This window comes from Streptomyces griseosporeus (assembly GCF_014656055.1).
Taxonomy (GTDB): Bacteria; Actinomycetota; Actinomycetes; order Streptomycetales; family Streptomycetaceae; genus Streptomyces; species Streptomyces griseosporeus.
Genome location: NZ_BNBR01000003.1, coordinates 449292 through 474906, shown reverse-complemented (window position 1 = coordinate 474906; position 25615 = coordinate 449292). Strand labels below are relative to the sequence as shown.

The window sequence follows — 25615 nt, the reverse complement described above, 5'->3', positions numbered from 1 at the left end:
TCTGCCGGGCGGTCAGGGGAGCTTGTCCTGGAAGGGGGCCAGGTCTCGGGCGGCGGCGAGCATACGGGCGGCCTCCTCGCGGACGTCCTCACTCCGGTCGCTGTCGATCCGTTCCCTGAGGAGCCGCAGGGTGTCCGGGTGCCCCGGCCAGGCGAAGGCGAGGATGCGGGCGGCGGCGATCCGCACCTCGGCCGCCACATCGCCGCTGAGCCGTCCGCCGACGAAGACGGCGGCCTCGTCGGTGGTGACCTCCCAGGCGTAGTGCTGCAGCGCGGTGGTGCGGATGCCGGGGTCGGGGTCGTGGAGCGCGCGGTCGCGGTACAGCTCGGGGAGGTCGGGGGTGGCGGGCCAGTGTTCGCCGAGCAGGTCCAGGGCGGCGGCCCGGACCTCCGCCCGCGCGTCGTGCACGGCGCGGTCGAGGACCGTGGGGCGGGTGCCGGGGTCGTCGGGCCAGTGCCGGGTCAGCAGGGTGAGCACAAAGGGGACGGCCCCGAAGTCCTCGTCGGCGCACACGGCGCGGACGAGCAGGTGGGTGCCCGGCTGATCGGCCCAGTGGGTGGCCAGCAACTGGAGTGCCGTCTGGCGCGTGCCGCCGGCGGTGCTGTCGTCGGCGGCCAGCTCATGGACGAGGCGATGCGTGGCCTGCGGTTTCATCCGCTGCTCGACCAGATGCCGCAGGGCCTCGTCGCGCGTGGCGGCATCGGTCGTGGCGGCGACCTTCCACAGCAGGGCGGCCGTGTCCGGGTGGTCGGGCCAGTGCTGGACGAGCAGACCGAGCGCCACGTGCTGGACGTACCAGTGCCTGTCGTGGACGAGGCGGTCGCGTACCAACTCCCGTGTGCCGGTGTCCTTCGCGCGGAGCTGCACGAGGAGTTGCAGGGCTCTGGCGCGGACGTCCTCGTCCTCGTCGTCCACCGCCCGGGACCTCAGCAGCGCGGCCGTCCGCTCGTCGTCGGGCCAGTGAAGGGTGAGGAAGGTGAGAGCACCGTCCTTGACGGCGACATGGGCGTCGGCGACGGCGCGGCTCCGGAGGAACGCACCGGTGTCCTCATCCTCCGCCCAGTGCCGCGCGAGCAGTTGCAGGGCGGTGTACCGCAGCGTCCAGTCCTCGTCCTCGACCGCCAGCCGGCGGACCATCGGGCGCGCCCGGGGGCTCGGAGGGTCCTGGTCGGCCTGATGGCGCAGGACCGTGCGGCGCACGCCCACGTCGGGGTCCGCAGCGGCCCGCTCCCACAGGGCGTCGGTCAGCTCGGGCGCCAGGAAGCGCAGGGCCGTGACCCGCACCAGCGCGCTGCCGTCCCGCACCGCGAGGTCATGGCAGGTCGCCGTCGTCTCCGGGTCCTGCGACCAGTGATCGGTCAGCACCCCGAGAGCGGCACCCCGCACGGCATCGTCCTCGTCCTGGGACAGCGCCCGGCGGACCAGGGCAAGCGTCTCTGGTGCGCTGCACCAGTGCCGGGCCAGCATCCCCAGGGCGGCTTCGCGCGCCCTTGGATCGGGGTCCTCGACGACGGCCTTGCGTACGAGCGCCTGTGTCTCCGGAAGGTCGGCCCACCGCTCGGCCAGCAGCTCCAGACAAGTGGCCCGTACCGGCGTGTCAGGGTCCGTCGCGGCGCGCTCGGCCAGCAGGTCGCGTACGCCCGGATCACCGGGCCGGCGCTCGGCCAGCAGACGGAGGGCGGCCGAGCGGACGGGGGAGGCCGGGGCGTGCCGCGCCAGTGCCGTCGGCAGCTCGGGAGCGTCGTACAGCTCGCAGGCCAGCGGGGCCGCCGCCATGGGCCGGCTGCCCCGGCGGAACTGCCCTCTGACGTGGAACCAGCGCAGGAGGTGGCAGCGGCCCCGCCAATGCTCGGGGAAGGTCGCCAGGGCGGGCCGGACGGCGGCGAGTTCGGCGACGCCGCCCGTCGATCCGTACCGCTCCAGGTAGTGGACGAGCCGGTCGACCGCCACCCGGCTCTGCCGGTCCAGCACCGCGATGCGCCGCACCTCGGCCAGCGCCCGCACCGCGAGCACCAGCAGTCCGGGCATCCACCGGGGGGACCGCGCGTCCCTCTCCAGCAACGCGTCCACCGCCCTCCCCGCCACCCCCACACTGATCTGCCGCTCCAGCAACCCCACCAGCAGCAACAGCACCTCGTGCCAGTTCGGGTCCTCGGCGCGGCGGACGAAGACCTGGTCGATCAGCTCGTCCTCCGTCCACTCCCGGGCCGCGTACCGCTGCGCGATGTCGATCGCCGCCAGGTACTCCAGAAACGCCCGGTGCACGAAGCCGTACACCTCGCCGCCGAACCGGCTCAGGATGAAGTTCCGCTCCTCGAACTGCCGCTTCATCTCCCGCGCCGCCACCGTCGCCTCCGGCAGCGGCAGCCCCCAGATCTCCCGGAGGTACTCCTTGAACACCTCCTCCAGCTCCGTGCCGTGGATCCGGTTGCCCGCGATGCCGCCCTCGCCGTCCTGCATCCGCCGGGCCAGCAGCCGCAGCAGCTCACGGCGGTCCTCGTCGTCCAGGTGCCGCAGCACCTCCGTCTCCGCCGTCGGCTTGAGGAGCTTCGCCTCCTGGTCCCAACGGGCCGTCAGGACGCGCACCGCGTGGTCGTACACGCCCTGCCGGTCACGCGGCAGCTCCTGCCGGCGGCCGATGATCGCGAGGATCGTCAGCAGCAGCGGATTGCCCGCCAGTTCACGCACCGGACGGGAGTGCGCGACCGCCGCCGTGATCCGCCCGGACAGCCGATCGCACTCCGCCGGATCACCCCCGCACACCGTGCCGTACCAGCGCCGCGCGAACTCGCCGATCTGCTCCCGCGTCAGGTCCTGGATCATGTGGTGCCCGAAGCCCGCACCGTCCAGCACCGCCCCCCGGTACCCGATCACCCGCGAGGTGACGATGATCCGCGCCCCGCCGTACCGCCCGGCGAAGCCCGCGATACGGCGGCTCACCTCGTCCCGCACCGCCGGGTCGAAGATCTCGTCCAGGCCGTCGAAGACCACCAGCACCCTGCCGTCCGTCAGGCACCTGCGCAGCACCTCCGACGGCACCGACATGCTCTCCATCCGGTGCAGATGGTCGAGGAAGTCCTCGAACGTCCGCTCCCGCCACCGCGGTTCCGCGTACTTGCGCAGCTCCACCACCACCGGCAGCCACCCCGCCAGCCGGGCCAGCTCGGCGGGCGGCCTCCCGGAGGTCAGGCCCAGCGCGAGATAGCGGCCCAGGGTCGACTTGCCCGCGCCCGGGTCGCCCAGCAGCACCAGCCGCCCGCACTTCGGGTCCGTGACGACGTCCAGCAGCGGCACCGGCGGGCGGTCCAGATAGGCCTGCCGCAGTCGCTCCAGCGCCTCCCTGCGCACCCCCGGCGGCAGCTCCTCGTCGGCCGGCAGATCACCGCTGAGCAGCAGCCGCTTGCGCAGCTCGGGCGGCAGCTCGGGCGGCGGCGGGTCCGCCCGCAGCAGCGGCGGCACGAACACCTCCCGCAACCGCACCGCCGGATGGCCGTCGCCCACGTCGCTCGGTATCAGCACCTCCAGGTCCAGCCGGCCGTAGCGCTGGCGCACCTGCGCCGCGTACGCGCCGATCGCCTCCGCGACCTCCCGCGGAGTCAGCGGCGCGCGGCCGTCGCCGGTCACCTCGAACCGCTGCACCAGCTGCTGGATGTACGTCACCGTGCTGTGCGGGCCGACGGCACTGCCGACCACGTCGCCCCCGACGCCGTACGCCTCCGCGCCGCGCACCCTGACGTCCACCGCCCCGGCCGTCTCCGTCCCCTCCGGCCGCGGCCGCCGCTTCAGCCAGGCGAACAGACTCACCGCGCACCGCCCCCGAGCACTGCCATGCGCCTGCCCCCTCAGCCGGCGTCTCGTCCCTCCGTCATACCGGAAGGCACTGACACCCGCCCCCGTTGTTCACAACTCCACGTACACCACCGTCGCGTCGTCGTGCGTCTTGCTGCGCCCCAGGAACACCCGCCGCCCCGCGTCGTCCGCCCGTTCCAGCGCCCGCACCCGGTCCACCAGGGCCCGCGCCCCCTCCTTGGCGATCAGGGTGAGGCAGTCCGCCCAGTCGCCCTCGCGGAATTTCTCCACCCAGCGGCCCGCCCCGTCCGTCAGCGCCGCCAGCGCGCGCACCTCGGCACGCGGCACCGAACCCGTCACCGCCAGGGCGGCCACGGACGGGTCGGCCGCGGCCGTGAAGAACCCGCCCTCCCTGTTGCGCAGGGTCGCGTCGATGACGTCGTCGCTCACCAGGGCCGACGGCGGCAGCAGCGCGAGCCGGTCGTCGAGGACCGGCGTGACCGTGCCGTCCGGGGACTCCAGCAGCAGGGCCGAGTCGGACAGCACCAGGTACTCCACCGACTCCGCCGACCAGCGGGCCACGACCACGGTTGCCTGCGGCGTGCGAGCGTGAGAAAGGTCACAGGTTCCCGCGTGCAGCTGAGCGGTACGGGCGATGGCGCGGGCAAGAGCGTCGGACAGGGGAACATCCGGGAGTGAAACGGTCAGTTCGGTCAGCGCGCCCCCGAGGCGAGCGGTGTACCAGGGGACCGAATGCAGACACCCCGTGCCGCCCCGCGGCGGCGTCACCCCGTCCAGGACCACCAGTGATCCACCCCGTCCGGAAGCGGGAACTCCGACACTCGCGAAGTCCTCGTTGTCGCGGTCGCGGCCGCCGGGCTCCGAGACAAGTTCCGTACGCATCCGGCCAGTCTGCACGACCCCTTCACATGCTCCGCAAACGGCTGGCAAACGTCGCGCCATCGCCGCACCCGCACAGGCCGGGCGCCGGGTTTGGGAGGGAATGGCGCACTCCGGGAAGCGGTGGCGGCGAATACTGCCAAAGCCCGCCGCCGACGTCCAACCGGCCCGCCGCGCAAGGCCGCTGCACGCGCCAGAGGAACTTGCCCGCCAACTCCCCTCCGATGTTCACTCCTTCGGGTGGCGGGTCAGGTGATGCGCGACCAGTGCCCACCGGCACTGGGAGGGTCGGAAACCGTACCAGGTGTGCACAGGGACTGACAGTGCGTCACCTGGGTCCATGGGTACACGAGTCAGGAATGCGAGCACCGGTGCAGAAGACGCGGCCTCGGCGCACAGGCAAGCAGTCGGCCTCCGAGGGGAGCGCGGAGCGCCCACCCGTCGGCAAGGGCCGCCCGACCCATGTGCGCAACCGGCTGATCGTCGCCGTCGCCGTGGTGGCCGCCGCCATCGCCGGCGCCGGCGCGCCCTCCGTGCTGGCCGCCTCCGGCCGGCTGAAGGACTCCCAGGATCTGGTCACGCTGGCCGAGCGCACCCAGGACGCGCTCGTGCTCGCCCACGCCCTCGCCGACGAACGCGACGACGTCACCTCGTACGTCGCCGCCGGCCGCCCCCGCGCCAAGGCACCCGACGAGCAGCGCAGCGCCCGCGTCGACCGCCAGATCGAGGAACTGCGCGCCGACACCGACCTGCCGGCCGCGCTGCGCCAGGACCTCGACGGCATCGCCGCCGTCCGCCGCGCCGCCCTCACCGGCAAGGACGGCCCCGTCGAAGCGCACCGGGCCTACACCGCCACCATCACCGAGCTGCACCGCCTCGCCGAGCAGCTCGCCGAACGGACGCCGTCCCGGGCCGGCTCCGGCGCCCACACCCTCGCCGAGCTGGACACGGCCGTCCAGCAGGCCGCCGCCGCCCGCGGCCTGCTCGTCGCCGCGCTGAACGTGCCGACCACCACCGAGACCGAGATCGACCCGATCACCGGCCTGCCGGAAGAGGTCACCGGCTCCTCCGACGCCGACACCAAGGCCCGCGGCGCGCTCACCGCCGCAGCCCAGCAGGCCCGGCTGCGCTCCGACGCCGCGCTCGCCGACTTCCACGAGAACGGCCCCCGCACGGCCGTCTCCTCCTACGACGCCACGGTCACCGGACCCGAGGTCGGCACCGCCGACCGCTACCTGGCCGGCCTCACCGACCAGCCCACCCTCGACGAGGACGAACTCGGCACCAGCGCCAAGAAGGTCGACGCCGCGCTCTCCGCCCGCGTCGACCTCATGCGCGGCGCCGAGGCCGCCCTCTACGACCACCGCGTCAAGGAACTCGAGCAACTGCGCGACGACGACGTCACCGCGCTGGAGATCCGCATCGCCGTACTCGGCGCGCTGATGCTGCTCGCCGTCGGCATCGCCACCGGCATGGCCCGCAGCCTCACCCGCCCGCTCGCCGTCCTCCGCCTCGGCTCGGCCCGCCTCGCGCAGGCCGAGGACCCGGCCGCCGAGGAGCCGGTCAAGTTCACCGGCCGCAACGACGAGTTCGCCCAGGTCGTCCGCTCCGTCAACGCCCTGCACGCGCACGCCGCCGCCCTCGCCGAACGCGTCGCCACCCTGGAGGCCGACCGCAAGCACCTCGTCGGGCAGCGGCAGAAGATGGCCGACGCCCGCGAGGAACTGCGCGCCGAACTCGCCGAGTCCGCCGCACAGCTCCAGCGGCTGCGCGGCAGCATCGGCTCCACCTTCGTCAACCTCGCCCTGCGCACGCTCGGACTGGTCGAGCGCCAACTGGCCGTCATCGAGAGCCTGGAGGAGCGGGAGCAGGACCCCGACCGCCTCGCCACGCTGTTCAAGCTCGACCACTTCGCCACGGTCATGCGCCGGCACAGCGAGAACCTGCTGGTCCTCGCCGGCACCGAACACGTCCAGCAGCACGCGAACCCCGTACCGCTGGTCGACGTCGTCCGCGCGGCGGTCAGCGAGATCGAACGGTACGAGCGCGTCCGCATCGCCGCGCTGCCCCCGCACGCGCACGTGGCGGGCTTCGCCGCCGACGACCTCTCGCACCTGCTCGCCGAACTCATGGAGAACGCCACCGCGTTCTCCCCGCCCGACGTGCCCGTCGAGGTCTCCGGCTGGCTGCTGGAGAGCGGCGAGGTGATGCTCTCCGTCCAGGACGAGGGCATCGGCATGACCGACGACCGCCTCACCCGCCTCAACGCCCGCCTCGCCGACTTCGACCCGAACACGCCGTACGACCAGGAGGGCGAGGACGGACTCGGGCTCGGCCTGTACGTCGTGGCCCGCCTCGCCCACCGGTACGGCGTCCGCGTGCAGCTGCGCGAGCAGAAGCAGGGCGGGGTCGCCGCGGTCGTCGTCCTCCCGGCCACGCTCCTGGCCGACGCTGCGCCCGCCGCGGTGCCGCCGGCGTCCCCCGCCTCGGCCGCCACCCACACCTTCTCCCTCCCCGGCGCCGACGCCGAGGCCAACTCCAACGAACTCCCCGGCCGCCCCAAGAACACCGACCCGGTGGTGGCCCTCGCGGAGCGCGCGGTACGCGCGGCGGAGGCGGAGGACCGGCCGGGGGGTACGACGCCCCACCCGGCCGAGTCCGCGACCGAAGCCGAGGCCGAGGCGGCGCCCCAGGCCGAGGCCGAGGCGGTGGCCCAGGCCGATGCCGAGCCCGAGTCCCAGGCCGATGCCGAGCCCGAGTCCCAGGCCGCGACGCCGGGGCCGGGCCAGGCGGCCCCCGCCGCGGGGGAGCAGGCCCGGGAGCCGGGCCAGGTCGCCCCTGTCATGGGGGAGCAGGCCCCGGAGCCGGGCCAGGTCGCCCCCGCCATCGGCGAGCATGTCCCGGAGCGGGGCTCAGCCCCCGCCATCGGCGAGTACGCCCCGGAGCGGGGCCAGACCGCCCCCGCCATCGGCGAGCACGCCCCGGAGCCCGGCCAGGCCACCCCTGTCAGGGAGCAGCCGGCCCCGGACGACAGGGCGGAGGCGCCGCGGCAGGAGACCGCCCCCGCCTCCGCCGACGAGGCGGCGCGGGACCACACGCGCGTGGCGGAGGCGGCGCGGCCGGACGCACGGCCGCTGGAGACCCCCGCCGAGACCACCATGGAACTCCTGCTCCCGCAGCAGCCGACCGGCCCCGCACCCACGCCCCCGGCGGAGCCGGCCGGACACGCACCCACGCCCCCGGCCGAGCCGGCCGGACACGCACCCACGACCCCCGAGCCGACCGCTCCCACGGAGCCCCGGGCAGAGCCCACCGCTCCCTACGCACCCCCGGTCAGCGCCGACCGGGACGCCCCCTCTGGGGCACCCGCCGAGAGCGACACCGACGACGAACACCAGCGCACCCCCGACGACGGCGAGGACCAGCTCACCGCCAAGGGGCTGCCCAAGCGCACCCCGAGGATCACCGCACCGACCGCCCGGGCCCCGCGCCAGCGGACCGGATCAGTGGACGCCGACGCCCTGCGCCGCAGGCTCGGCGGCTTCCGCCAGGGGGCGGTGGCCGGCTACCGCGACGCGGAGGCCGAGATCGCCGAGCAGACCGCCCAGAACCAGGCACCGTACGCAGGACAGACACACGCCGAAGAAGACACGGGGGGCACAGTCGAGGAGGCAAGCAGTTGACCGCGCCCAGTACCTTCGGACTGAGCAGTGAAGCCCGCAATCTGCACTGGCTGCTGACCAACCTGGTCGAGGAGGTGCCGGGCATCCAGTCCGTGGCCGTCGTCTCGTCCGACGGCCTGCTGCTGCTCTCCTCCGACCCGGGCCGCAACGAGGAGGCCAGGACCCAGCAGCAGCGCACCGGCCCCCGGGGCTCCGCCGCCGACCTCGCCACCATCGTCTCCGGCATCGGCAGCCTCACCGTCGGCGCCGCGAAGCTCATGGAGTACGGCGGCGTCAAGCACACCATGGTCGCCATGGACGAGGGCAGCCTGTTCGTCATGTCGATCAGCGACGGCTCACTGCTCGGCGTCCACGGCTCCGCCGACTGCGACATGAGCGTCGTGGCCTACCACATGGCCCTGTTCGTCGGCCGGGCCGGCCACGTGCTCACCCCCGAACTCCGCAGCGAGCTGAGGAAATCCCTGGAGACCGAGTCGACCGCGGCGGGGAGCAGCCGATGAGCAGCAGCAACGGTTCTCCGGCGCCGAAGGCGACCCGGCTGCCCATGCGCGGCGCCGACCGCAAACCCGCCCGCGTCCGCCCCTACTCCCTCACCGGCGGCCGTACCCGTTTCGGCCACGTCCTCCTCGTCGAGACCTTCGTCGCGGCGCTGGACGCCCCGGAGGAGCGCAAGGAACTGACGAACGGTACGCTCGCCACCCGCGGGATGCCGGAGATGCGGGCCATCGTCGAACTGTGCCGCCGTATGCGCACGGTGGCCGAGATCGCCGCGCTGCTGAAGATGCCGCTCGGCGTGGTCCGCGTCCTGCTGAGCGACCTCGCGGACCAGGGAAAGATCCGTGTGTACGGCACCGGAACCGGCCATGGCACGGGCCGTCCGGACCGCGCGCTGCTGGAAAGGGTGCTGAGTGGACTCCGCCGTCTCTGACGCCGCAGGCGTCTCCCCACTCGTCGAGCCCGACGACGACCTGAAGGCCTGGCAGACGGACCGCACCCGGGCCCCCATCGCCACGAAGATCGTCGTGGCCGGAGGCTTCGGCGTCGGCAAGACCACGCTGGTCGGCTCCGTCTCGGAGATCACGCCCCTGCAGACGGAGGCGCTGATGACCGAGGCGAGCGAGGAGACCGACGACCTCACCGCCACGCCGGAGAAGCAGACCACCACCGTGGCCATGGACTTCGGTCGCATCACGCTCGACGACGACCTCGTGCTGTACCTGTTCGGCACGCCGGGCCAGCAGCGGTTCTGGTTCATGTGGGACGACCTGGTGCGCGGCGCGATCGGCGCCGTCGTCATGGCCGACACCCGCCGGCTGAAGGACTGCTTCCCCGCGCTCGACTACTTCGAGAGCTGCGGGCTGCCGTACGTCGTCGCGGTCAACCACTTCGACGGCAGTGAGCTGTTCGAACCCGAGGACGTCCGCGAGGCCCTCACGATTCCCCCGCACATACCTGTCATGATCATGGATGCGCGGCGCCGGATCTCGGTCATCGAGACCCTCCTCGCCCTCGTGGCCCACGCGCTCGAGGAGACCCCGGAGTAGTCCCCGAGCGGTCCCGAGTGGTCCCGGGTCCCGAGTGGTCCCGGGTCCCGAGCGGTCCCGAGCAGCCCCCTGTAGTTCACCTAGGAGACGTTCCGCATGCGGAAGATACTCGTCGTAGGGGCCGGCCAGTCCGGCCTCCAGCTCGCCCTCGGCCTCCAGTCGCACGGCTACGAGGTCACCCTGATGTCGAACCGGACCGCGGACGAGATCCGCTCCGGCCGGGTCATGTCCACGCAGTGCATGTTCGACACCGCCCTGCAGCACGAGCGCGATCTCCAGCTGAACTTCTGGGAGTCCCAGGCCCCGAAGATCGAGGGACTCGGCGTCTCGGTGGCGGCCCCCGGCTCCTGGGCCGAGGGCCCCGCGGCCCGCGCCATCGACTGGGTGGGCCGGCTCGACGGGTACGCACAGTCCGTCGACCAGCGCGTGAAGATGGCCGGCTGGATGGAGACCTTCGCCCAGCGCGGCGGCCAGCTCGTCATCCACGGCGCCGCCGTCTCCGACCTCGACTACTTCTCCCGTACCTACGACCTCGTCCTCGTCTCGGCCGGCAAGGGCGAGCTGGTGTCGATGTTCGAGCGGGACGCGGCGAAGTCCCCCTACAACGAGCCGCAGCGCGCCCTCGCCGTGGCCTACGTCCACGGCCTCGGCCCGCGCCCGGAGCACCCGGAGTACGACGCGGTCCGCTGCAACCTCGTGCCCGGCGTCGGCGAGCTGTTCGTGATGCCGACGTTCACCACCTCCGGCCGCGCCGACATCCTCTTCTGGGAGGGCATACCCGGCGGCCCGCTCGACGTCTTCAAGGGCGTCAAGGACCCGGCGGAGCACCTCTCCCTGACCCTGGAACTCATGGAGCGGTACACCCCCTGGGAGTACGCCCGCGCGACCAAGGTCGAGCTGACCGACGCCGGCGGCACGCTGTCCGGCCGCTACGCGCCCACCGTGCGCAAGCCCATCGGCCGGCTGCCCTCCGGCGGCCTCGTCCTCGGCGTGGCCGACGTCGTCGTCGCCAACGACCCGATCACCGGCCAGGGCTCCAACTCCGCGTCCAAGTGCGCCGCGGCCTACCTCGCCTCGATCCTGGAGCACGGGGACCGGCCCTTCGACGAGGCGTGGATGCAGGCCACCTTCGAGCGGTACTGGGCCACCGCGCAGCACGTCACCAAGTGGACCAACGCGATGCTGGCGCCGCCGCCCGAGCACATCCTCAACCTCATCGGCGCGGCCGGGCAGCTCCAGCCGGTGGCGGATCGGTTCGCCAACGGGTTCGACAACCCCGCCGACTTCGAGGAGTACTTCTACGAGCCGGAGAAGGCGGAGGCCTATCTGGCGTCCGTGGCGGGTGCCGGGGCCGGTGCCGGTGCCTGAGCGGGTGTAGGTGCCTGACCCGGTGCCGGCGCAGGCGCCGGTGACTTGGCCGGGGCGTGGCCGGTGGCGGGGGAGCTGTCCGGTCGTACCGCCCCGAGGATCGGGTAGGCCGCGATGGGGGAGCGTTTGATCCGCTCCCCCGTGCGCGGGGCCTGGATCACCGTCCCCCCGCCCGCGTAGATCGCCACGTGCGTCGCCTCCGGGAAGTACAGCACCAGATCCCCCGGGCGCAGCTCGCGCAGCGGAATGTGCGGCAGCCGCGCCCACTGCTCCTGGCTGGTGCGGGGGATGGGCGCCCCCGCCGCCGCCCACGCCTGTTCCGTCAGGCCCGAGCAGTCGTACGACGCCGGGCCCTCCGCGCCCCACTCGTACGGCTTCCCGAGCTGCCGCTCGGCATAGCGCAGCGCCCGGTCGCCCCGGTCGGAGGGCTTGGCGTCGTCGGCGGCCAGCGCCCCGGACGCGGTCAGCTTCCGCTGGGCCTCGTCGACCTCGGTGCGCTCCAGCTCGGCCAGCTCGGTGAGCTGGTCCGCGGTGAGCGAGGCGAGCAGCTCCTCCACCTCGTGCAACCGCCTCTGTACGTCGTCGCGCTGCTTCTTCTGCCGTGCGGCGAGCGTGAGCTGGTCGTCCAGCGCCTTGCGGGCCGCGCGCGCCAGGTCCCGGCTGCGGCGTTCGCCGGCCGTCAGCCGTGCCACCGTCTCGGCCCGCTCCCGGGCCACCCTGCCGATCACATGCCCCTCGTCCAGGGCCTGCTGGGGGTCGCGGGCCAGCAGCAGCCGTACGTACGGGGAGAGGGTGCCGGCGCTCTGGTACTGCTGCCGGGCCAGCCGCCCCGCGGCGCCCCGGCTGTCGTGCAGACCGAGGCGGGCGCGGGCGAGCGCGGCGTCGAGCCGGTCCGCCTCCGCGCGGCGTTTCTTCAGCTCCTCCTCGGTCGCGTTGTACGTCTCCGTGGCCCGCTCGGCCTCCCGGTACAGCCGCTGAAGGTCCGTCAGCAGCTGTGCCGTGGACCGTTCACCGCCGTCCGGCTGCGGTACGGCCGCGGCGGGGACGGCCGCGGACAGGGGCAGGAGTACGAGCTGGGCGGCCGTCGCTGCCGTGCAGACCAGACGTACGAGGCGGCCGGGCAAGCTTCCTGACACGTCATCACCTCCGGTGTGGGCGGTGGGTTCCGCTCCGCACCGTGAGCATCAGGGCGCCGGGCCGATCCCGCGCGGCGGGCGTGCGCGGTTCGGCGCAACCGTGTCACTCGTTCGGTTCGGTGGGCGCCGGCGTGCGCGACCAGGGCCACCTCGGGCCGCGATGCGTCTCGCCCTCCGGGTCGTACGCGTACTTCCACCCCTGGGGCAGGCCGAGCCGCTTGCTGTGCCCCCGGGGCACGCGGCGGTAGACCAGGACCGTCGGGGGGCCGCCGGCCGGGTCCGGGACGGGGATGCGGTACGTCTTCGGGGGGTGACCGGTCGGGCCCAGCAGGACGGGGAGGACACGGCCGTCCATGGGGCCGCCCTCGAAGGGGGTGTCTTCGCTCTTCACGTCATCAGTGTCGGTGGTCGGCCCGTGCCGGCGTTCACGGGCCGTCGGCCGTGGCCGACATGTCGGCGATCACCGCGGCCGTCTGGGGGTCGCGGGCGGCGGTCACACCGAGGACGGCGACGAACTGTTCCACCAGCCAGTCCCGCAGCTCGTCGGCCGGGGGCTGCTTGTCCTCGTCCAGCCAGATCAGCGACGCCGCCTCCACCGCTGTGATCCACATCCGTACGGTCATCCGGAGGCGGGGGCCGGGGGACGCGACCTGGAGGTGGCTGAGGATGTGCTCGGCGGCGGCACGGCGCACCCCGTCGACGATCGCGCTCGTCCGGGACGTCTCCACGACGCTGCCGCCCTGGAGGAGGGCGCTGAAGCCGGCGTCGTGCTGGTCGACGAAGGCCAGGTAGCGGTCGAGGGCGCGGGAGAGGCGGGGGAGGAGGGGGCCGGTGCGGGGCTCGTCGAAGCAGTGCTGGAGCTCTTCCGCGGCGGAGCGGAGGGCGGCCTCGTACAACTGCTGCTTGCCTCCGGGGAAGTAGCGGTACACGAGGGGGCGGGAGACGCCGGCCGCCTCCGCGACGTCGTCCAGGGAGACCTCTTCCGGCGCCCGGTGCGCGAACAGACCGAGGGCGGCGGCGAGCAGCTGACTGCGACGCTCCTCGACACTGAGGCGGCGGTAGGCGGGGGTGGGGGCGGAGGGGGCCATGCTGGGCAGGGTAGCCCGTGCGGGTGCCTGCGGCGGCCTGTGCGGGTGGGTGGGGGCTGGTCGCGCAGTTCCCCGCGCCCCTATATGCCTGGCGGCGGCCCGTTTCTGTGGGTGGGTGGCTGGTGTAGCGCCTACGGCAGGTGGTGGGGTCGGGGCCGCGCCGGGGGGTATCCGTCCTCGGTGCGCCGCTGGGTACGGTCAAATTCGTGCCGTCTGTTTCCGGCGCCCGCTGCGGGCGGACACCCCCCGACACGTCCCCTTCCCGCCGTCGGCGGCTCTCCCACTCAGCCGACTTAGCTGCGGGCAGTCGTGCCGCTGGGGCGGCACGGGTGGGCGCAGCGGCACCCCGTCGCGCCGGGTTGCGCCTCCCACCCCCGCCCAGCAGCAGTGCCGGGCACCTGTCATCCCGGCCTGTGCTCACGCCCCGTACACCCCAAGCCGCCCGCAGGGGCTACGCCAGCAACCCCGACGACTTCCACAGCCGTCGCCCGACACCCCGCAGGACACCGATGTCGTCCAGGAAGTCCGTCAACCGCTTCGCACCGTTCTGCATGACCTCCCGCCGATGCCCGCTCGCCTTCACCTGCGCCATCGCCTCCCGCTTGTCCAGCCCCACGTTCGTGTACACCTCGGGGTTGATGAAGGCGACGGAGAAGACCCGGGCGAACTCACCGGACGTCACGCGCGTGAACTCCTGCGACCACTTCGGCGCGGTCAGCATCTGGCGGCGCAGCTCCTCACGGGCGTACCGCACGTGCCGTGCCTCCTCCACGACGTGGATGCGCGTCACGCCCCGGATCAGCGGCTGCACCCGCTCGTCGGGGAAGGTCAGCCGCTGCATCCAGTCGAGGACCTCCTCACCGAGCAGCGTGGCGGTGAAGGAGCCCGGCGTCGTCGAGATCGTCTTGAACAGGCGGCCCAGGTTCTGGTGGACGCGGCTGACCGGGTACCACGGGGTCCCGCCCCGGGAGATCACCCGCGCGAACATCTTCGAGTGCCGGCACTCGTCCTCGATCTCGGTGAGCGCATAGCGGACGTGCGCGCTCGTCGCCGCCTTGTCGTAGATGTGGCGGACCAGCAGCTGCATCAGGATCAGCTCGAACCAGATGCCCAGCGAGGCCAGCGCCGCCGCCTCGTGCTGCGACAGCAGGATCCGCTGCTCCTCGCTCATCCGCTTCCACAACGGCGTGTCGTACAGCGACACCAGCTCCGGCGGCCAGAACCACTTGCCCTCCTCGAAGGGCGCGTCCCAGTCCAGTTCCTTGTCCGGGTCGAAGGAGTGCTTGGCGGAGGAGGCGAGGAGGCGTTCGGCCACCTGTTCGCGGTCCTTGAGCAGGCCGAGCGCGTCGCGCAACCCGTCCAGCGCGTCGGCTTCCGTCAGGGTCGTCATGGCTGATCCACCTCGTCGTACGGGGGAATGTCGGAAAGAGGCAAGTCCCTCGGGGCCCAGCGGGGTTACCCACCGGTCATCTCTCTTATGAGACTGCTTGTCAGCAAGACCGTCAATCCCCCGCGCGGGACTTTGTTGACCCGGGAAGCGGTGCGTGTGAGCCTGCGGGGCATGCCGACCTACGACCTGTACGCCGACCACCCCGGCGACCCCCACTGGGAGGTGCCCGCGAGCGGCGCGGCCCGCTTCGGGTGGGAGTACGACGACGGACGCGAGCGCCTCCTCGCCCTCTACCAGAAGGGCAAGGACAAACAGTGGGACGGCGCCCGGCGCATCGACTGGGACATCGAGGTCGATCCGTACGATCCGCTCGGCACGCCGGACGAGGCCATGTCCGTGTACGGGACCCGGTACTGGGACAAGTTCGGCGACCGGGAGCGGGCCGAGCTGCGCCGGCACTACGCCTCCTGGCAGTTCAGCCAGTTCCTGCACGGCGAGCAGGGCGCCATGATCTGCGCGGCGCGGATCGTGGAGTCCGTGCCGGACCTGGACGCGAAGTTCTACTCCGCCACCCAGGTCATGGACGAGGCCCGGCACGCCGAGATCTACGGCCGCTTCCTGCACGAGAAGATCGGCCTGCTCTACCCGATCAACGACAATCTGCAGGCCCTGCTCGGCGACACGCTGCGCGACAGCCGCTGGGACATGCCCTACCTAGGGATGCAGGTGCTCATCGAGGGACTGGCGCTGGCCGCCTTCGGCATGATCCGCGACACGACGAACAAACCGCTTCCGAAGCAGATCCTCGCCTACGTGATGCAGGACGAGGCCCGGCACGTCGCCTTCGGGCGGATGGCCCTGCGCGACTACTACCGCCAGCTCACCGACGCCGAACTGCGCGAGCGCGAGGAGTTCGTCATCGAGGGCTGCTACCTCATGCGCGACCGGCTGCGCGGCACCGAGGTCCTGGAGAACTTCGGCATACCCAAGGCGGACGCCGAGGCCCTCAGCGAGCAGTCCGAGTTCCTCGCCCTCTTCCGCAAGCTGCTCTTCTCGCGGATCGTGCCCTGCGTGAAGGACATCGGCCTGTGGGGACCGCGCCTGCAGAGCGCCTACGCCGACCTGGGCGTCTTCGAGCTGGGCGACTCCGACCTGGACCTGCTGATGACCCAGGACGAGGAGATCGCCGAGAAGCTGGACGCGGAGCGGTTCGCGGCGGAGGAGCGGGAGCGGGTGGCCGAGGTGGCCCAGGCCGTCGAGGCCGGTGCCGACGACTCCTGACCGGCCGCCCCGGCCGGGGCCGTCACGACCGCAGTACGGCCTCCATCACCGCCCGCGCGATCGGCGCCGCGTCCCCGCCGCCGCTGATCTCCCCCCGGTCGGCGGCGGCGTCCTCCACCACGACCGCCACCGCCACCGACGGCTCCACGTCCCCAGCGCCCTTCGCCCAGGAGACGAACCAGGCGTACGGCGTCCCGGAGTTGCCCAGCCCGTGCTGCGCGGTGCCCGTCTTGCCACCCACGACCGCGCCAGGGATCGCCGCGTTGGTGCCCGTGCCCTCGCGCACGACGTCCGTCATCAGTTCGCGCAGGCGGTACGCGGTGGAGGGGTACATGACCTGCCGGGCGGGGCGGGAGCCGGCCGCGCCCACCGTGGCGCCGTTCGCCCGCGTGGTCCGCTCCACCAGGTACGGCGCCCGCAGCTGGCCGCCGTTGGCGACCGCCGCCGCCACCATCGCCATCTGCAGCGGCGTCGCACGGGTGTTGTACTGCCCGATCGACGACAGCGCCAGCTGCGCCTTGTCCACGCTGGTGTCGAAGGTGCTCTGCGCGACCGAGAACGGGATCCGTACGCCCGTGTCGTTGAAGCCGAAGCTCTGGGCCGTCGCCACCATCGCCTCCGCCCCCACCCGGACGCCCAGCTTCGCGAACACCGTGTTGCACGACCACATGAACGCGTCCCGCAGCGGCGCGTCCGCGCAGCCCTCGCCCTCGTTGGTCAGGCTCGTCGTCGTCCCCGGCAGCCGGTACGGGTCCGGCGAGTCGGTCGGCGCGTCCAGGTCCGTGACCACGCCGGCGTCCAGCGCCGCCGCCGCGGTGACCACCTTGAACGTCGACCCCGGCGGATACGTCTGCCGCACCGCCCGGTTCAGCATCGGCTTGTCCGGGTCCGCGTTCAGCCGCGCCCACGCCCGCTCCACCGACCGCCCGTTGCCCGACAGCAGCGACGGGTCGTACGACGGCGCCGACACCAGCGCCAGGATGCGGCCCGTCGCCGGCTCGATCGCGGCCACCGCGCCCTTGCGGCCCGCCAGCCCCGCGTACGCCGCCCGCTGCGCGGCCCGGTTCAGCGTCGTGACCACGTCACCGCCGGCGGCCCGGCCCCGGGTCAGGTCGTTCAGCAGCGGGAACGCCGTCAGCAGCGGGTCGGTGCCGGCGAGCACCCCGTCCTCGGTGTGCTCCAGCAGCGTCGTGCCGTAGACCTGCGAGGCGAAGCCGGTGACCGGCGCGTACAACGGGCCGTCGGTGTAGGTGCGCTCGTAACGCAGCTGCTCGCCGGTGTCCTTCGAGCCGGTGACCGGCCGGCCGTCGACCAGGATGTCGCCGCGGGGCTGGCCGTAGCGGGCGATGGTGGGGCGCCGGTTGGCCGGGTTGTCGTCGTAGGAGCCGGACTGCACGACCTGCACCCGGGCCGCGTTGACCAGCAGCGCGGCCAGCAGCAGGGCGCAGAAGACGGCGGCGTAGCGGATGTACCGGGTCACGGGGCCACCTGCCCGTCGTACTGGCGGCGGGCCGAGTGGCTGACCCGGATCAGCAGCGCGACGATCGCCCAGTTGGTGACCACGGAGGAGCCGCCCTGCGCGAGGAACGGCATCGCCATGCCGGTCAGCGGGATCAGCCCAGTGACGCCCCCCGCGATGACGAACACCTGCAACGCGATGATCGACGCCAGTCCGACCGCGAGCAGTCGGCCGAACGGCTCGCGCAGCGACAGGCCCGCCCGGTAGCCACGCTCCACCAGCAGCCCGTACAGCAGGAAGATCGCCGACAGCCCCGCCAGGCCCAGCTCCTCACCGGCCGTGGCCAGGATGAAGTCCGACTTCGCGGCGAACCCGATGAGGACCGAGTGGCCGAGCCCCAGACCGGTGCCGAGCATCCCGCCCGCGGCGAACGCGAACAGCGACTGCGCCAGCTGGTTGGGTCCCTGACCCGCCTCGATGGACGCGAAGGGGTGCAGCCAGTCCTCCACGCGCGCGTGCACATGCGGTTCCAGCCGTCCGACGGCGACCGCGCCGAGCGCGGCGAGCAGCAGGCCGACGGCGATCCAGCCGGTGCGCCCGGTGGCGACGTAGAGGAGCACGACGAACAGCCCGAAGAAGAGCAGCGAGGTGCCGAGGTCCCGCTCCAGGACCAGCACACCGACGCTCACCAGCCACACGGTGACGATCGGGCCGAGCACCCGCCCCGTCGGCAGCTGCACCCCCCACACCCTGCGGCCCGCGTAGGCCAGCGCGTTGCGGTTGGCGGCCAGGTAGGCGGCGAAGAAGACGGCGAGCAGCACCTTCGCGAACTCGCCCGGCTGGATGGAGAACCCGGCGATCCGGATCCAGATCCGGGCACCGTTGACGGCCGGGAAGAGGATCGGCAGCGTCAGCAGGGCGAGCGCGGCGGCCACGCACACATAGCTGTAGCGTTGCAGGACGCGGTGATCGCGCAGCGCGGCGACGACGAACGCGAACAGCGCCACGCCGAGCGCCGACCACACCAGCTGCGTGGGCGCGGCCCGGTCGTTCGGGGTCTCCAGGTCCAGCCGGTAGATGAGCACCAGCCCCAGCCCGTTGAGCAGCACCGCGATCGGCAGCAGCAGCGGATCGGCGTACGGCGCCCGCCACCGCACGGCCAGATGGGCGAGCAGCGCGAGCAGACCGAGCCCGGCGCCGTAACCGAAGGCGCCGGGCGGGAGGGTGCCGGTGCGGGCGAGACCGACGGCGCAGTAGCCGCACACCGACAGCAGCACGGCGACGACGAGGAGCGCGAGTTCGACGCCACGGCGCCGGGGGAGGCGGACCGCGGGAGCGGGGGCGTCGGCCGCCGCGACGGCGGTTCGGGTTCCGGCCTTGGTCATGTCCGGAACTTACCCAAATGTCTCAGCACCAGCGGGGTTCCGCACCGAGGGTGCGGATGTAGAAGGCCGAGCCCCACGCCCAGGTGCCGTCGGTGAGCAGGTACCAGCGGCGGTCGCCGTTGACGCTCTGGCCCTGCGTCTGGCAGAAGATGTTCACGACCTCACCGCGGTGGGCGGTACGGATGACCTGGCTCCCGCGGTTGGGCGCACTGCGCAGCAGCAGCGTGCTCGCGGTGACGACGCCCCGGGAAGTACGGGAGTTGCCGTGCTCGCCGTGCTCGCTGTTCTGTCCGTGCTCCTTCCACTCCCCTCCCTCGCCCCCGCCGCCGCCCCCTTGGAACTGGCCGGCCTGGGAGTCCTGGCCAGCCTGGGAGGCCTGGGGGTCGCTGCCCCACTCGTCGTCCGCAACGGCGGGAGTGACGAGAACGGCACCGACCAGGGCACCACCGGCACCGGCTATGGCAAGACGCGTGAGGACGGAGCGCAGGGACATGGCGTTACCTCCAGGAGGGGGCAGAGGTGTCAAAGCTGACTAATCGCCACATTAGGGGTGGGGGTTGGGGTGTGCGCGTGGCGTTGGGCCATCGGGGGTGGGGAGGGTGGAGCGGTGACGGGGTGGGGGGAGTGCTGACGGGGGTGCAGGGGGCGGAGCCCCCGCTGGGGTCCGGGGCGGAGCCCCGTGGCGGTGCCTCTTTTTCCGACCGAGTCGGGTGGGTGGGTGGGAAACGGGGGGTGCAGGGGGCGAAGCCCCCGCGGGGGGTCCGGGGCGGAGCCCCGTGGCGGTGCCTGTTGGGCCGACCGAGACGGGCGGGCGGGTGGGAAACACGGGGTCCGGGGCGAAGCCCCGCGACGGCACCTCCACCGACGGCACCCCACCGACCGCGCCCCCTCACCCCCCGTCAACCGCCGGCGCCTCCACAGGCAACGTAAGCCGAGCAACCGCACCCCCATCAGCAGCGTTGGCAAACGTCAGCCGCGCCCCCAACACCTCCGCCTGCCCCACGGCGATGGTCAGCCCCAGCCCATGCCCCTTCGCCCCACCCTCCGTACGGAACCGCTGCGGCCCGTGCGCGACGAGATACTCCGGATACCCGTCCCCATGGTCCCGCACGGTCACCGAGGGCCCGTCCACGGTCACCACCACCGGCCCCCGCCCATGCCGGTGCGCGTTGGCGACGAGATTGCCGAGCACCCGCTCCAGCCGACGCCGATCGGTCTCGACCCGCGCGTCACGCACGACGACGACCTCCGTCCGGGTCCCCGACGCCCGTACCACCCGCTCGGCCAGCGCCCCCAGCTCCTCGCTGTCCACGTCCAGCCGTTCCCGCCCGGTGTCCAGCCGGGAGATCTCCAGCAGGTCCTCGGTGAGGGTGCGCAGCGCCGCGACCCGGTCGCGCACCAGCTCCGTCGGCCGCCCCGGCGGCAGCAGCTCGGCCGCGGCGTGCAGCCCGGTCAGCGGCGTACGCAGCTCGTGGGCCACGTCCGCGGTGAACCGCTGCTCGGCGAGCAGCTTGCTCTGCAGCGAGGAGGCCATGGAGTCCAGCGCGGCGGCCACGGCGGCCACCTCGTCCTGCGGCCGGTCGGGATCCCGGGTCCGCGGATCGTCCACCCGGGCGTCGAGGTCACCGCCGCTGATCCGCCGCGCGACCTGCGCGGTGGCGTGCAGCCGCCGGGTCACCCGGGTCACCGCGAACGCCCCCACGAGCAGCGTCGCCCCGATCGCGAGGGCCGAGGACCACAGGATGGCGCTGTCCAGGGCCTCGATGGTGCGGGCCTGCTGGGCGTAGTCGACGTGGACGGCGATGGTCCGTCCGTGGTCCACCGGGCCGGCCGCCCACATGACGGGCCGTCCGCGGTGCTCGGCGACGACCGTGCCCCGGTCCCCGCCCACGGCCAGCGCCCGCAGGGACGCGGGCAGCCCGGGGGGATCGATGCCGGAGCCGGGAAAGAGGGGGTCGCCGGCCTCGTACGCCTCCGTGGCGTCCGCCAGCCGGTCCAGCGCGAGCTCGCGGGCCTGCCCGACGGTCTGGTCGGTCACCTGCACATGGACCAGTACGCCGAGCAGCGCGGCGAGCGCACAGCACATGACCGTGATGAACAGCGCCGCCTTGGCCGCGAGCGTCCCGGCCCACTGGGGCAGCGCGGGCCGTCTCACTGCGCCCCCGAAGCGCTGGACGACGCAGACCCGGAAACGCCGGCCGAACCCGACGGCGACGGCGACGGCGAAGGCGACGGCGACGGCGACCGAGAAGGCACCCGAGACGGCCCCCCGGTCCGCAGCATCTCGTCATGCGTGAGCAGCATGGTCTTCTGATCGGGATCCCACGTCCACTGCAGCCGGTAGTCGTACCCGGCGACATCCGACGGCGACCGGATGATCAGCGACCGCCCGGCCAGCTCGACCGCGCTCACCGCGTCGTCCCAGCTCATGACCAGCACCAGCCGGTGCTTCTCGACGGTGTACACGCGCACCGCCGTCAGCGGCCCGGGCAGCAGCCGGAACCCCAGCGCCAGCTCGTCGTGCCCGTCCCCGGTCAGGTCCCGGTAGTACGGCGTCAGCACCGGACACCGGCTCCGTTCACCGCCCGCCCCGCAGTCGGCCATCCGCGCGGCCGTCTCCCGGTACTGCGCCTTCGCCCCCCGGTAGTCCTTGGGGTGCGCCGCGATCTCGGCGCGGACGACGGCGACGGGGTCGACCCGGTGGATGTCGTCCCCGGGCACCGCGACCCCCTTGACCGCCTCGTGCTTGACCTCGTCGATGTCGAAGGCGGGCGTGGAGGCGGGCGGCAGCGACGGCCACAGCCGGACCGGCCCGTTCGCGGTCGGCGTCGCCCCGGCCCCGCGCAGCTCGCCGGTGTCACCGCAGGCCGTGGCGGTCGCCAGCAGCCCGGCGACGGCCAGGACGGCGAGAGCGGCACGCGAACGTCGGCTGCGGGGCACGGGGCTCCTGTGGTTCGTGGGGTACGACGGCCCCGTACACGATATTCGTAGGTAAGTCCTTTTTGCTGACCGACCGCGGCAGGCCCACCCCGACCGGCTGGTCGACGAAGCGGCCGACAGACCGACCGACCGGGCGACCGGTGGACCGACCGGCTGGCGAACCTACTCCGCCAGCTCCTCCAGCAGCCGCGCCGTCGGCAGCCCGGCCCGCAGGTACGCCACGAACAGCTCGTTGTGCAGGGCCCACGGCGAGCGACGGGACCGTATCAGCCGGATCGCCTCGTCGGGCGCGTGCCCCCGCCGGATCAGCGCGTGCGCGACGACCAGCGCCGACCGGTTGTACCCGTGCCAGCAGCGCACGAGCACCCGCCGCCCGCCGTCCAGCGCCTCGCACGCCGCCTCCGCGAGCCGGATCACGCCCGCCAGCTGGGTGCCGTCCAGCGGCCCGTCCGGGATGGGCCACACCTGGTGCTCCACCCCCGGGTCCGGCCCGTGCCCCGGCAGCCGCAGCAGCGTCTGCACCAGCTCGAACTCGTCCCGGACCACCGCGAACTCCACCTGCCCCGTGCGCCCCCGGAACTGGTGCCCGCCCATCCACAGGCCGGGCACGATCTCGTCCCAGGGACTGTCCGGGGCCGGTACGTCGGGTTGCTTCCTGCGGGTACGCAACCGCGCCTCCCCAACCGCCCGCCGCCGGCCACTGCGAAGCCCTCGAAGCCGCTCGAAGCCGTGCGACCTCCCTCGAAGTCCTCGAAGTCCTCAAAGTACTCGAAGCGCCTCGAAGTCCTTCCAAAGGTAGCCGCCTTCTTGCCCGTGCAGCACCCCGCCTGTTCCCATGGTCGAGGGGTGATGGTGCATGAGCCGACTGCGCGTCATACCGACCTGGCGGCACGGCCGCGAACGGCTGTACGTCTGCCGCACCGACGGCGGGAACGTCGCCTGGTACGACCGGGAGACCGCCCGGGTGAACCTGCTCAGCGAGGACCAGCGCGAGGAGGTGATGGCGGCGCTCGACCCCTTCCTCACCGGGCAGGTCACCGTGGGCCCGCCGCCCGTGCCGACCCCGGCGGAGCTGGCGCTGCTCGCCCTCCACCCGGACGACGACCTGGCGCCCAACCGCCCCGGCGAGGCCCTGCTCGTCGCCCTCGACCGCGACCCGGGCCCCGCCCACCGGCTGCGCCCCGACCCGCGCCGCCGCGCCCTCGCGGCCGAGCAGACCGTGGGGGAGGCCCTGGACGGGCTGGACGGCGCTGGCTGGCACGCCCTGCACTCCCTGCCGCTCCCGGGCGGCGACCGCATCCACCATCTGCTGATCGGCCCCGGCGGCCTGTTCGCCGTACACGCGCTGTACGCCCGTAAGCAGCGGGTCCGGGTCGCCGACCCCCTGGTGACGCTGGGCCGCCGCGAGGCCGGACCCCTGCTGCGCCGCGTCCGCGCCGACGCGGACCGCGCCTCCTACGCCCTGACCGCCGAGGTCCACCCGGTCCTGGCCCTGGTCGGCCCGGCGGACATCGGGTTCACCGCGCCGCCGCGCGAGGTCCGCGTCCTGCCCGACACGGACCTGCCGGCCTTGAGCCGCCTGGGCGGCGTACTGAAACCGGCGGACGTGGAGGCCCTGCACGGCATGGCCCGCGACCGGCACACCTGGGCGCGCCTCTGAGGCCACGGCACACCTCGCCGCGCCTCTGAGGCCACGGCCCGCCTGCGCGAGCCGGCCTACGGCAGCCGCCCCGCCCGCCCCTCGTCCAGCAGCGGCGCCAGCAGATCGCCGTAGTCCTGCAGCCGGGGGGCGAGGTCGGGCGCGGTGAAGGTCAGCTGGGCCGCGTCCCGGCAGTCCTCGATCTCCTCCCAGGTCACCGGCGCGGACACCCAGGGCCGGACGCGGGCGCGCAGCGTGTAGGGCGCGGCCGTGGTCTTGCGGGCCGCGTTCTGGCTCCAGTCGACGAAGACCTTCCCGGGCCGCAGGCTGCGCGTCATACGGTGCAGCGCGAGCCGCGGCATGGCCTTCTCCGCCTCCACCGCGAGCCGTTTGGCGTACTCCGACACCTGTTCGGAGGACGAGCCGCGCACCGCCGCCAGCAGGTGCAGCCCCTTGGACCCGGAGGTCTTCGCGTACGCCTCGATCCCGTCCGCCGCCAGCCGCTCCCGCAGCCACAGCGCGACCTCGCAGCACTCCACGACGGTCGCGGGCGCGCCCGGGTCGAGGTCGAAGACGATCCGGTCGGCCAGGTCCTGCGCCTGCACCACCCACTGGTGGGTGTGGAACTCGGTGACCAGGTTCGCCGCCCACATCAGGCTCGGCAGATCCTGGACGCACACCATCCGCGCCACCCCCGCCACCCGCCCCACCTCGGCGGTCGTGACCCAGTCGGGCGTACCCGGCGGAACGTTCTTGGCGAAGAACACCTGCCCGTCCGGGCCGTCCGGATAGCGCAGGAAGGAAACGGGCCGATCCCGCAGGTGGGGCAGGAGTGCCCCGGCGGTGGTGGCGTAGTAGTGCAGCACCTCGCCCTTGGTGAACCCGGTCGCCGGATACAGCACCTTCTCCAGGTTGCTCAGAGCGATCCGTCGCCCCTCCACCTCTGTGATCGGCGTCATACGATGAGAATCCCATGGAAGTCGTAACAAAACGGGACGAACCGACCGAAAGGATGTGCACGTGAGATCCATATGGAACGGCGCCATCTCGTTCGGCCTGGTCAGCATCCCGATCAAGCTCGTCAACGCCACCGAGAGCCACTCCATCTCCTTCCGCCAGATCCACACGGAGGACGGCGGCCGCATCCGCTACCGCAAGTTCTGCGAGCTGGAGGACCGCGAGGTCACCCAGTCGGAGATCGGCAAGGGGTACGAGGACGCGGACGGCTCGATCATCCCGATCACCGACGAGGACCTGTCCAGGCTGCCGCTGCCCACCGCGAAGACGATCGAGATCGTCGCCTTCGTGCCGGCCGACCGGATCGACCCGCTCCAGATGGACGCCGCGTACTACCTCGCCGCGAGCGGCGCGCCCGCAGCGAAGCCGTACACCCTGCTGCGCGAGGCCCTCAAACGCAGCAACAGGGTGGCGATCGCCAAGTACGCGCTGCGCGGCCGCGAGCGCCTCGGCATGCTGCGGGTGGTCGGCGACGCCATCGCCATGCACGGCCTGCTCTGGCCCGACGAGGTCCGCTCCCCGGAGGGCGTCGCCCCCGACGCCGGTGTCACCGTCCGGGACAAGGAGCTGGACCTGGCGGACGCCCTGATGGACACGCTCGGCGAGGTCGACCTGGACGACCTGCACGACGAGTACCGGGAGGCGGTGGAGGAGGTCATCGCCGCGAAGGTCGCAGGCCACGCCCCGCCCGAGGCCCCCGAGCCCGCCACGGGCGGCAAGGTCCTGGACCTGATGGCCGCCCTGGAGAACAGCGTCCGAGCGGCCCAGGAGTCCCGCGGCGAGACGGCGGGCGCCACCACGGCGGCCGCGAAGAAGACGCCCGCGAAGAAGACGGCGGCGTCGGAGAAGAAGCCGGCGGCGAAGAGCGCGGCGAAGAAGACCCCGGCGAAGACGACGGCCAAGAGCACGGCGAAGAAGTCGACGACGAAGAAGACGGCGGCTTCGGCGAAGAAGACGGCGCCCCGCAAACGCTCCGCCTGACCACCGAGTCCGGTC

The 25615-nt window shown here is 73.1% G+C and carries 21 protein-coding genes; 8 read left to right on the top strand and 13 right to left on the bottom strand.

Features of this window, described 5'->3' with window-relative positions; genetic code table 11:
- Positions 1–12: 12 nt before the first annotated feature.
- Both IE308_RS37230 and IE308_RS16855 read right to left on the bottom strand, forming a co-directional pair.
- Complete coding sequence (locus IE308_RS37230) at positions 13–3804, bottom strand: HEAT repeat domain-containing protein (protein WP_190218580.1); 3792 nt, start codon at positions 3802–3804, stop codon at positions 13–15.
- Positions 3805–3900: 96 nt separating this feature from the next.
- Positions 3901–4692 (bottom strand): protein phosphatase 2C domain-containing protein, encoded by a 792-nt coding sequence (locus IE308_RS16855; protein WP_190218579.1) that lies wholly within the window; start codon positions 4690–4692, stop codon positions 3901–3903.
- Between the two features lie 356 nt (positions 4693–5048).
- Here IE308_RS16855 and IE308_RS16850 point away from each other — a divergent pair, with 356 nt between their 5' ends.
- The 5 genes from IE308_RS16850 to IE308_RS16830 all read left to right on the top strand — a co-directional run bounded on the left by IE308_RS16850 (position 5049) and on the right by IE308_RS16830 (position 11284).
- Complete coding sequence (locus IE308_RS16850) at positions 5049–8372, top strand: sensor histidine kinase (RefSeq protein ID WP_444545354.1); 3324 nt, start codon at positions 5049–5051, stop codon at positions 8370–8372.
- On the top strand, positions 8369–8872 hold the full coding sequence (locus tag IE308_RS16845; RefSeq protein WP_110630551.1) for a roadblock/LC7 domain-containing protein: 504 nt from the start codon (positions 8369–8371) through the stop codon (positions 8870–8872). The genes IE308_RS16850 and IE308_RS16845 overlap by 4 nt, the downstream gene beginning before the upstream one ends.
- The gene (locus tag IE308_RS16840; RefSeq protein WP_110630553.1) at positions 8869–9300 is read left to right on the top strand and encodes a DUF742 domain-containing protein; all 432 of its coding nucleotides are present in this window, start codon (positions 8869–8871) and stop codon (positions 9298–9300) included. The genes IE308_RS16845 and IE308_RS16840 overlap by 4 nt, the downstream gene beginning before the upstream one ends.
- A complete protein-coding gene (locus tag IE308_RS16835) occupies positions 9281–9916 on the top strand; it encodes a GTP-binding protein (RefSeq protein WP_110630555.1) in 636 nt (211 codons plus the stop codon). Before IE308_RS16840 ends, IE308_RS16835 begins: the two co-directional genes overlap by 20 nt.
- 96 nt (positions 9917–10012) lie before the next feature.
- Positions 10013–11284: a styrene monooxygenase/indole monooxygenase family protein gene (locus IE308_RS16830; RefSeq protein ID WP_190218577.1), complete on the top strand. Its 1272-nt coding sequence runs from the start codon at positions 10013–10015 to the stop codon at positions 11282–11284.
- On the opposite strand, the gene IE308_RS16825 is transcribed toward IE308_RS16830, so the two are convergent.
- The 4 genes from IE308_RS16825 to IE308_RS16810 form a co-directional block, all read right to left on the bottom strand.
- Positions 11239–12408: a C40 family peptidase gene (locus tag IE308_RS16825; protein WP_190218834.1), complete on the bottom strand. Its 1170-nt coding sequence runs from the start codon at positions 12406–12408 to the stop codon at positions 11239–11241. The genes IE308_RS16830 and IE308_RS16825 overlap by 46 nt on opposite strands.
- 115 nt (positions 12409–12523) lie before the next feature.
- Positions 12524–12811 carry a DUF8847 domain-containing protein gene (locus IE308_RS16820; RefSeq protein ID WP_190218576.1) on the bottom strand — a complete coding sequence of 96 codons (288 nt, stop codon included), beginning with the start codon at positions 12809–12811 and terminating at the stop codon, positions 12524–12526.
- Positions 12812–12845: 34 nt separating this feature from the next.
- Positions 12846–13508: a TetR/AcrR family transcriptional regulator gene (locus tag IE308_RS16815; protein ID WP_190218575.1), complete on the bottom strand. Its 663-nt coding sequence runs from the start codon at positions 13506–13508 to the stop codon at positions 12846–12848.
- Positions 13509–13959: 451 nt separating this feature from the next.
- Positions 13960–14898 carry an AurF N-oxygenase family protein gene (locus IE308_RS16810; protein WP_110630564.1) on the bottom strand — a complete coding sequence of 313 codons (939 nt, stop codon included), beginning with the start codon at positions 14896–14898 and terminating at the stop codon, positions 13960–13962.
- Positions 14899–15069: 171 nt separating this feature from the next.
- Between IE308_RS16810 and IE308_RS16805 the strand changes: the two genes are divergently transcribed.
- On the top strand, positions 15070–16179 hold the full coding sequence (locus tag IE308_RS16805) for a ferritin-like domain-containing protein (RefSeq protein WP_190218574.1): 1110 nt from the start codon (positions 15070–15072) through the stop codon (positions 16177–16179).
- Positions 16180–16201: 22 nt separating this feature from the next.
- Here IE308_RS16805 and IE308_RS16800 read toward each other — a convergent pair whose 3' ends face one another.
- From IE308_RS16800 to IE308_RS16775, 6 genes are all read right to left on the bottom strand, one after another.
- Entirely contained in the window at positions 16202–17659 is a 1458-nt protein-coding gene (locus IE308_RS16800; RefSeq protein WP_110630566.1) for a penicillin-binding transpeptidase domain-containing protein, read from the bottom strand.
- On the bottom strand, positions 17656–19023 hold the full coding sequence (locus IE308_RS16795) for an FtsW/RodA/SpoVE family cell cycle protein (protein WP_190218573.1): 1368 nt from the start codon (positions 19021–19023) through the stop codon (positions 17656–17658). Before IE308_RS16795 ends, IE308_RS16800 begins: the two co-directional genes overlap by 4 nt.
- Before the next feature lie 22 nt (positions 19024–19045).
- Complete coding sequence (locus IE308_RS16790; protein WP_190218572.1) at positions 19046–19516, bottom strand: SH3 domain-containing protein; 471 nt, start codon at positions 19514–19516, stop codon at positions 19046–19048.
- Positions 19517–19912: 396 nt separating this feature from the next.
- Positions 19913–21178, bottom strand: coding sequence for an ATP-binding protein (locus IE308_RS16785; RefSeq protein ID WP_229908903.1), 1266 nt, complete (start codon positions 21176–21178; stop codon positions 19913–19915).
- Complete coding sequence (locus tag IE308_RS16780) at positions 21175–21963, bottom strand: hypothetical protein (RefSeq protein WP_190218571.1); 789 nt, start codon at positions 21961–21963, stop codon at positions 21175–21177. Before IE308_RS16780 ends, IE308_RS16785 begins: the two co-directional genes overlap by 4 nt.
- Before the next feature lie 162 nt (positions 21964–22125).
- On the bottom strand, positions 22126–22632 hold the full coding sequence (locus tag IE308_RS16775) for a protein-tyrosine phosphatase family protein (protein WP_190218570.1): 507 nt from the start codon (positions 22630–22632) through the stop codon (positions 22126–22128).
- Between the two features lie 187 nt (positions 22633–22819).
- Between IE308_RS16775 and IE308_RS16770 the strand changes: the two genes are divergently transcribed.
- Entirely contained in the window at positions 22820–23623 is an 804-nt protein-coding gene (locus tag IE308_RS16770) for a nuclease-related domain-containing protein (protein WP_190218569.1), read from the top strand.
- Between the two features lie 56 nt (positions 23624–23679).
- Here the strand turns inward: IE308_RS16770 and ligD are convergent, their stop codons facing one another.
- Positions 23680–24561, bottom strand: a complete 882-nt coding sequence (ligD, locus tag IE308_RS16765; RefSeq protein WP_190218568.1) for a non-homologous end-joining DNA ligase — start codon at positions 24559–24561, stop codon at positions 23680–23682.
- Between the two features lie 61 nt (positions 24562–24622).
- Between ligD and ku the strand changes: the two genes are divergently transcribed.
- The gene (ku, locus tag IE308_RS16760; RefSeq protein ID WP_110637108.1) at positions 24623–25600 is read left to right on the top strand and encodes a non-homologous end joining protein Ku; all 978 of its coding nucleotides are present in this window, start codon (positions 24623–24625) and stop codon (positions 25598–25600) included.
- Positions 25601–25615 lie beyond the last annotated feature (15 nt).

Excerpts from the sequence above, each read along its gene's own strand:
- IE308_RS16855 (WP_190218579.1), bottom strand. The coding sequence starts at position 4,692 with ATGCGTACGGAACTTGTCTCGGAGCCCGGCGGCCGCGACCGCGACAAC.
- IE308_RS16850 (WP_444545354.1), top strand. The coding sequence starts at position 5,049 with ATGCGAGCACCGGTGCAGAAGACGCGGCCTCGGCGCACAGGCAAGCAG.
- IE308_RS16840 (WP_110630553.1), top strand. The coding sequence starts at position 8,869 with ATGAGCAGCAGCAACGGTTCTCCGGCGCCGAAGGCGACCCGGCTGCCC.
- IE308_RS16830 (WP_190218577.1), top strand. The coding sequence starts at position 10,013 with ATGCGGAAGATACTCGTCGTAGGGGCCGGCCAGTCCGGCCTCCAGCTC.
- IE308_RS16815 (WP_190218575.1), bottom strand. The coding sequence starts at position 13,508 with ATGGCCCCCTCCGCCCCCACCCCCGCCTACCGCCGCCTCAGTGTCGAG.
- IE308_RS16810 (WP_110630564.1), bottom strand. The coding sequence starts at position 14,898 with ATGACGACCCTGACGGAAGCCGACGCGCTGGACGGGTTGCGCGACGCG.
- IE308_RS16805 (WP_190218574.1), top strand. The coding sequence starts at position 15,070 with ATGCCGACCTACGACCTGTACGCCGACCACCCCGGCGACCCCCACTGG.
- IE308_RS16795 (WP_190218573.1), bottom strand. The coding sequence starts at position 19,023 with ATGACCAAGGCCGGAACCCGAACCGCCGTCGCGGCGGCCGACGCCCCC.
- IE308_RS16790 (WP_190218572.1), bottom strand. The coding sequence starts at position 19,516 with ATGTCCCTGCGCTCCGTCCTCACGCGTCTTGCCATAGCCGGTGCCGGT.
- IE308_RS16770 (WP_190218569.1), top strand. The coding sequence starts at position 22,820 with ATGAGCCGACTGCGCGTCATACCGACCTGGCGGCACGGCCGCGAACGG.
- ligD (WP_190218568.1), bottom strand. The coding sequence starts at position 24,561 with ATGACGCCGATCACAGAGGTGGAGGGGCGACGGATCGCTCTGAGCAAC.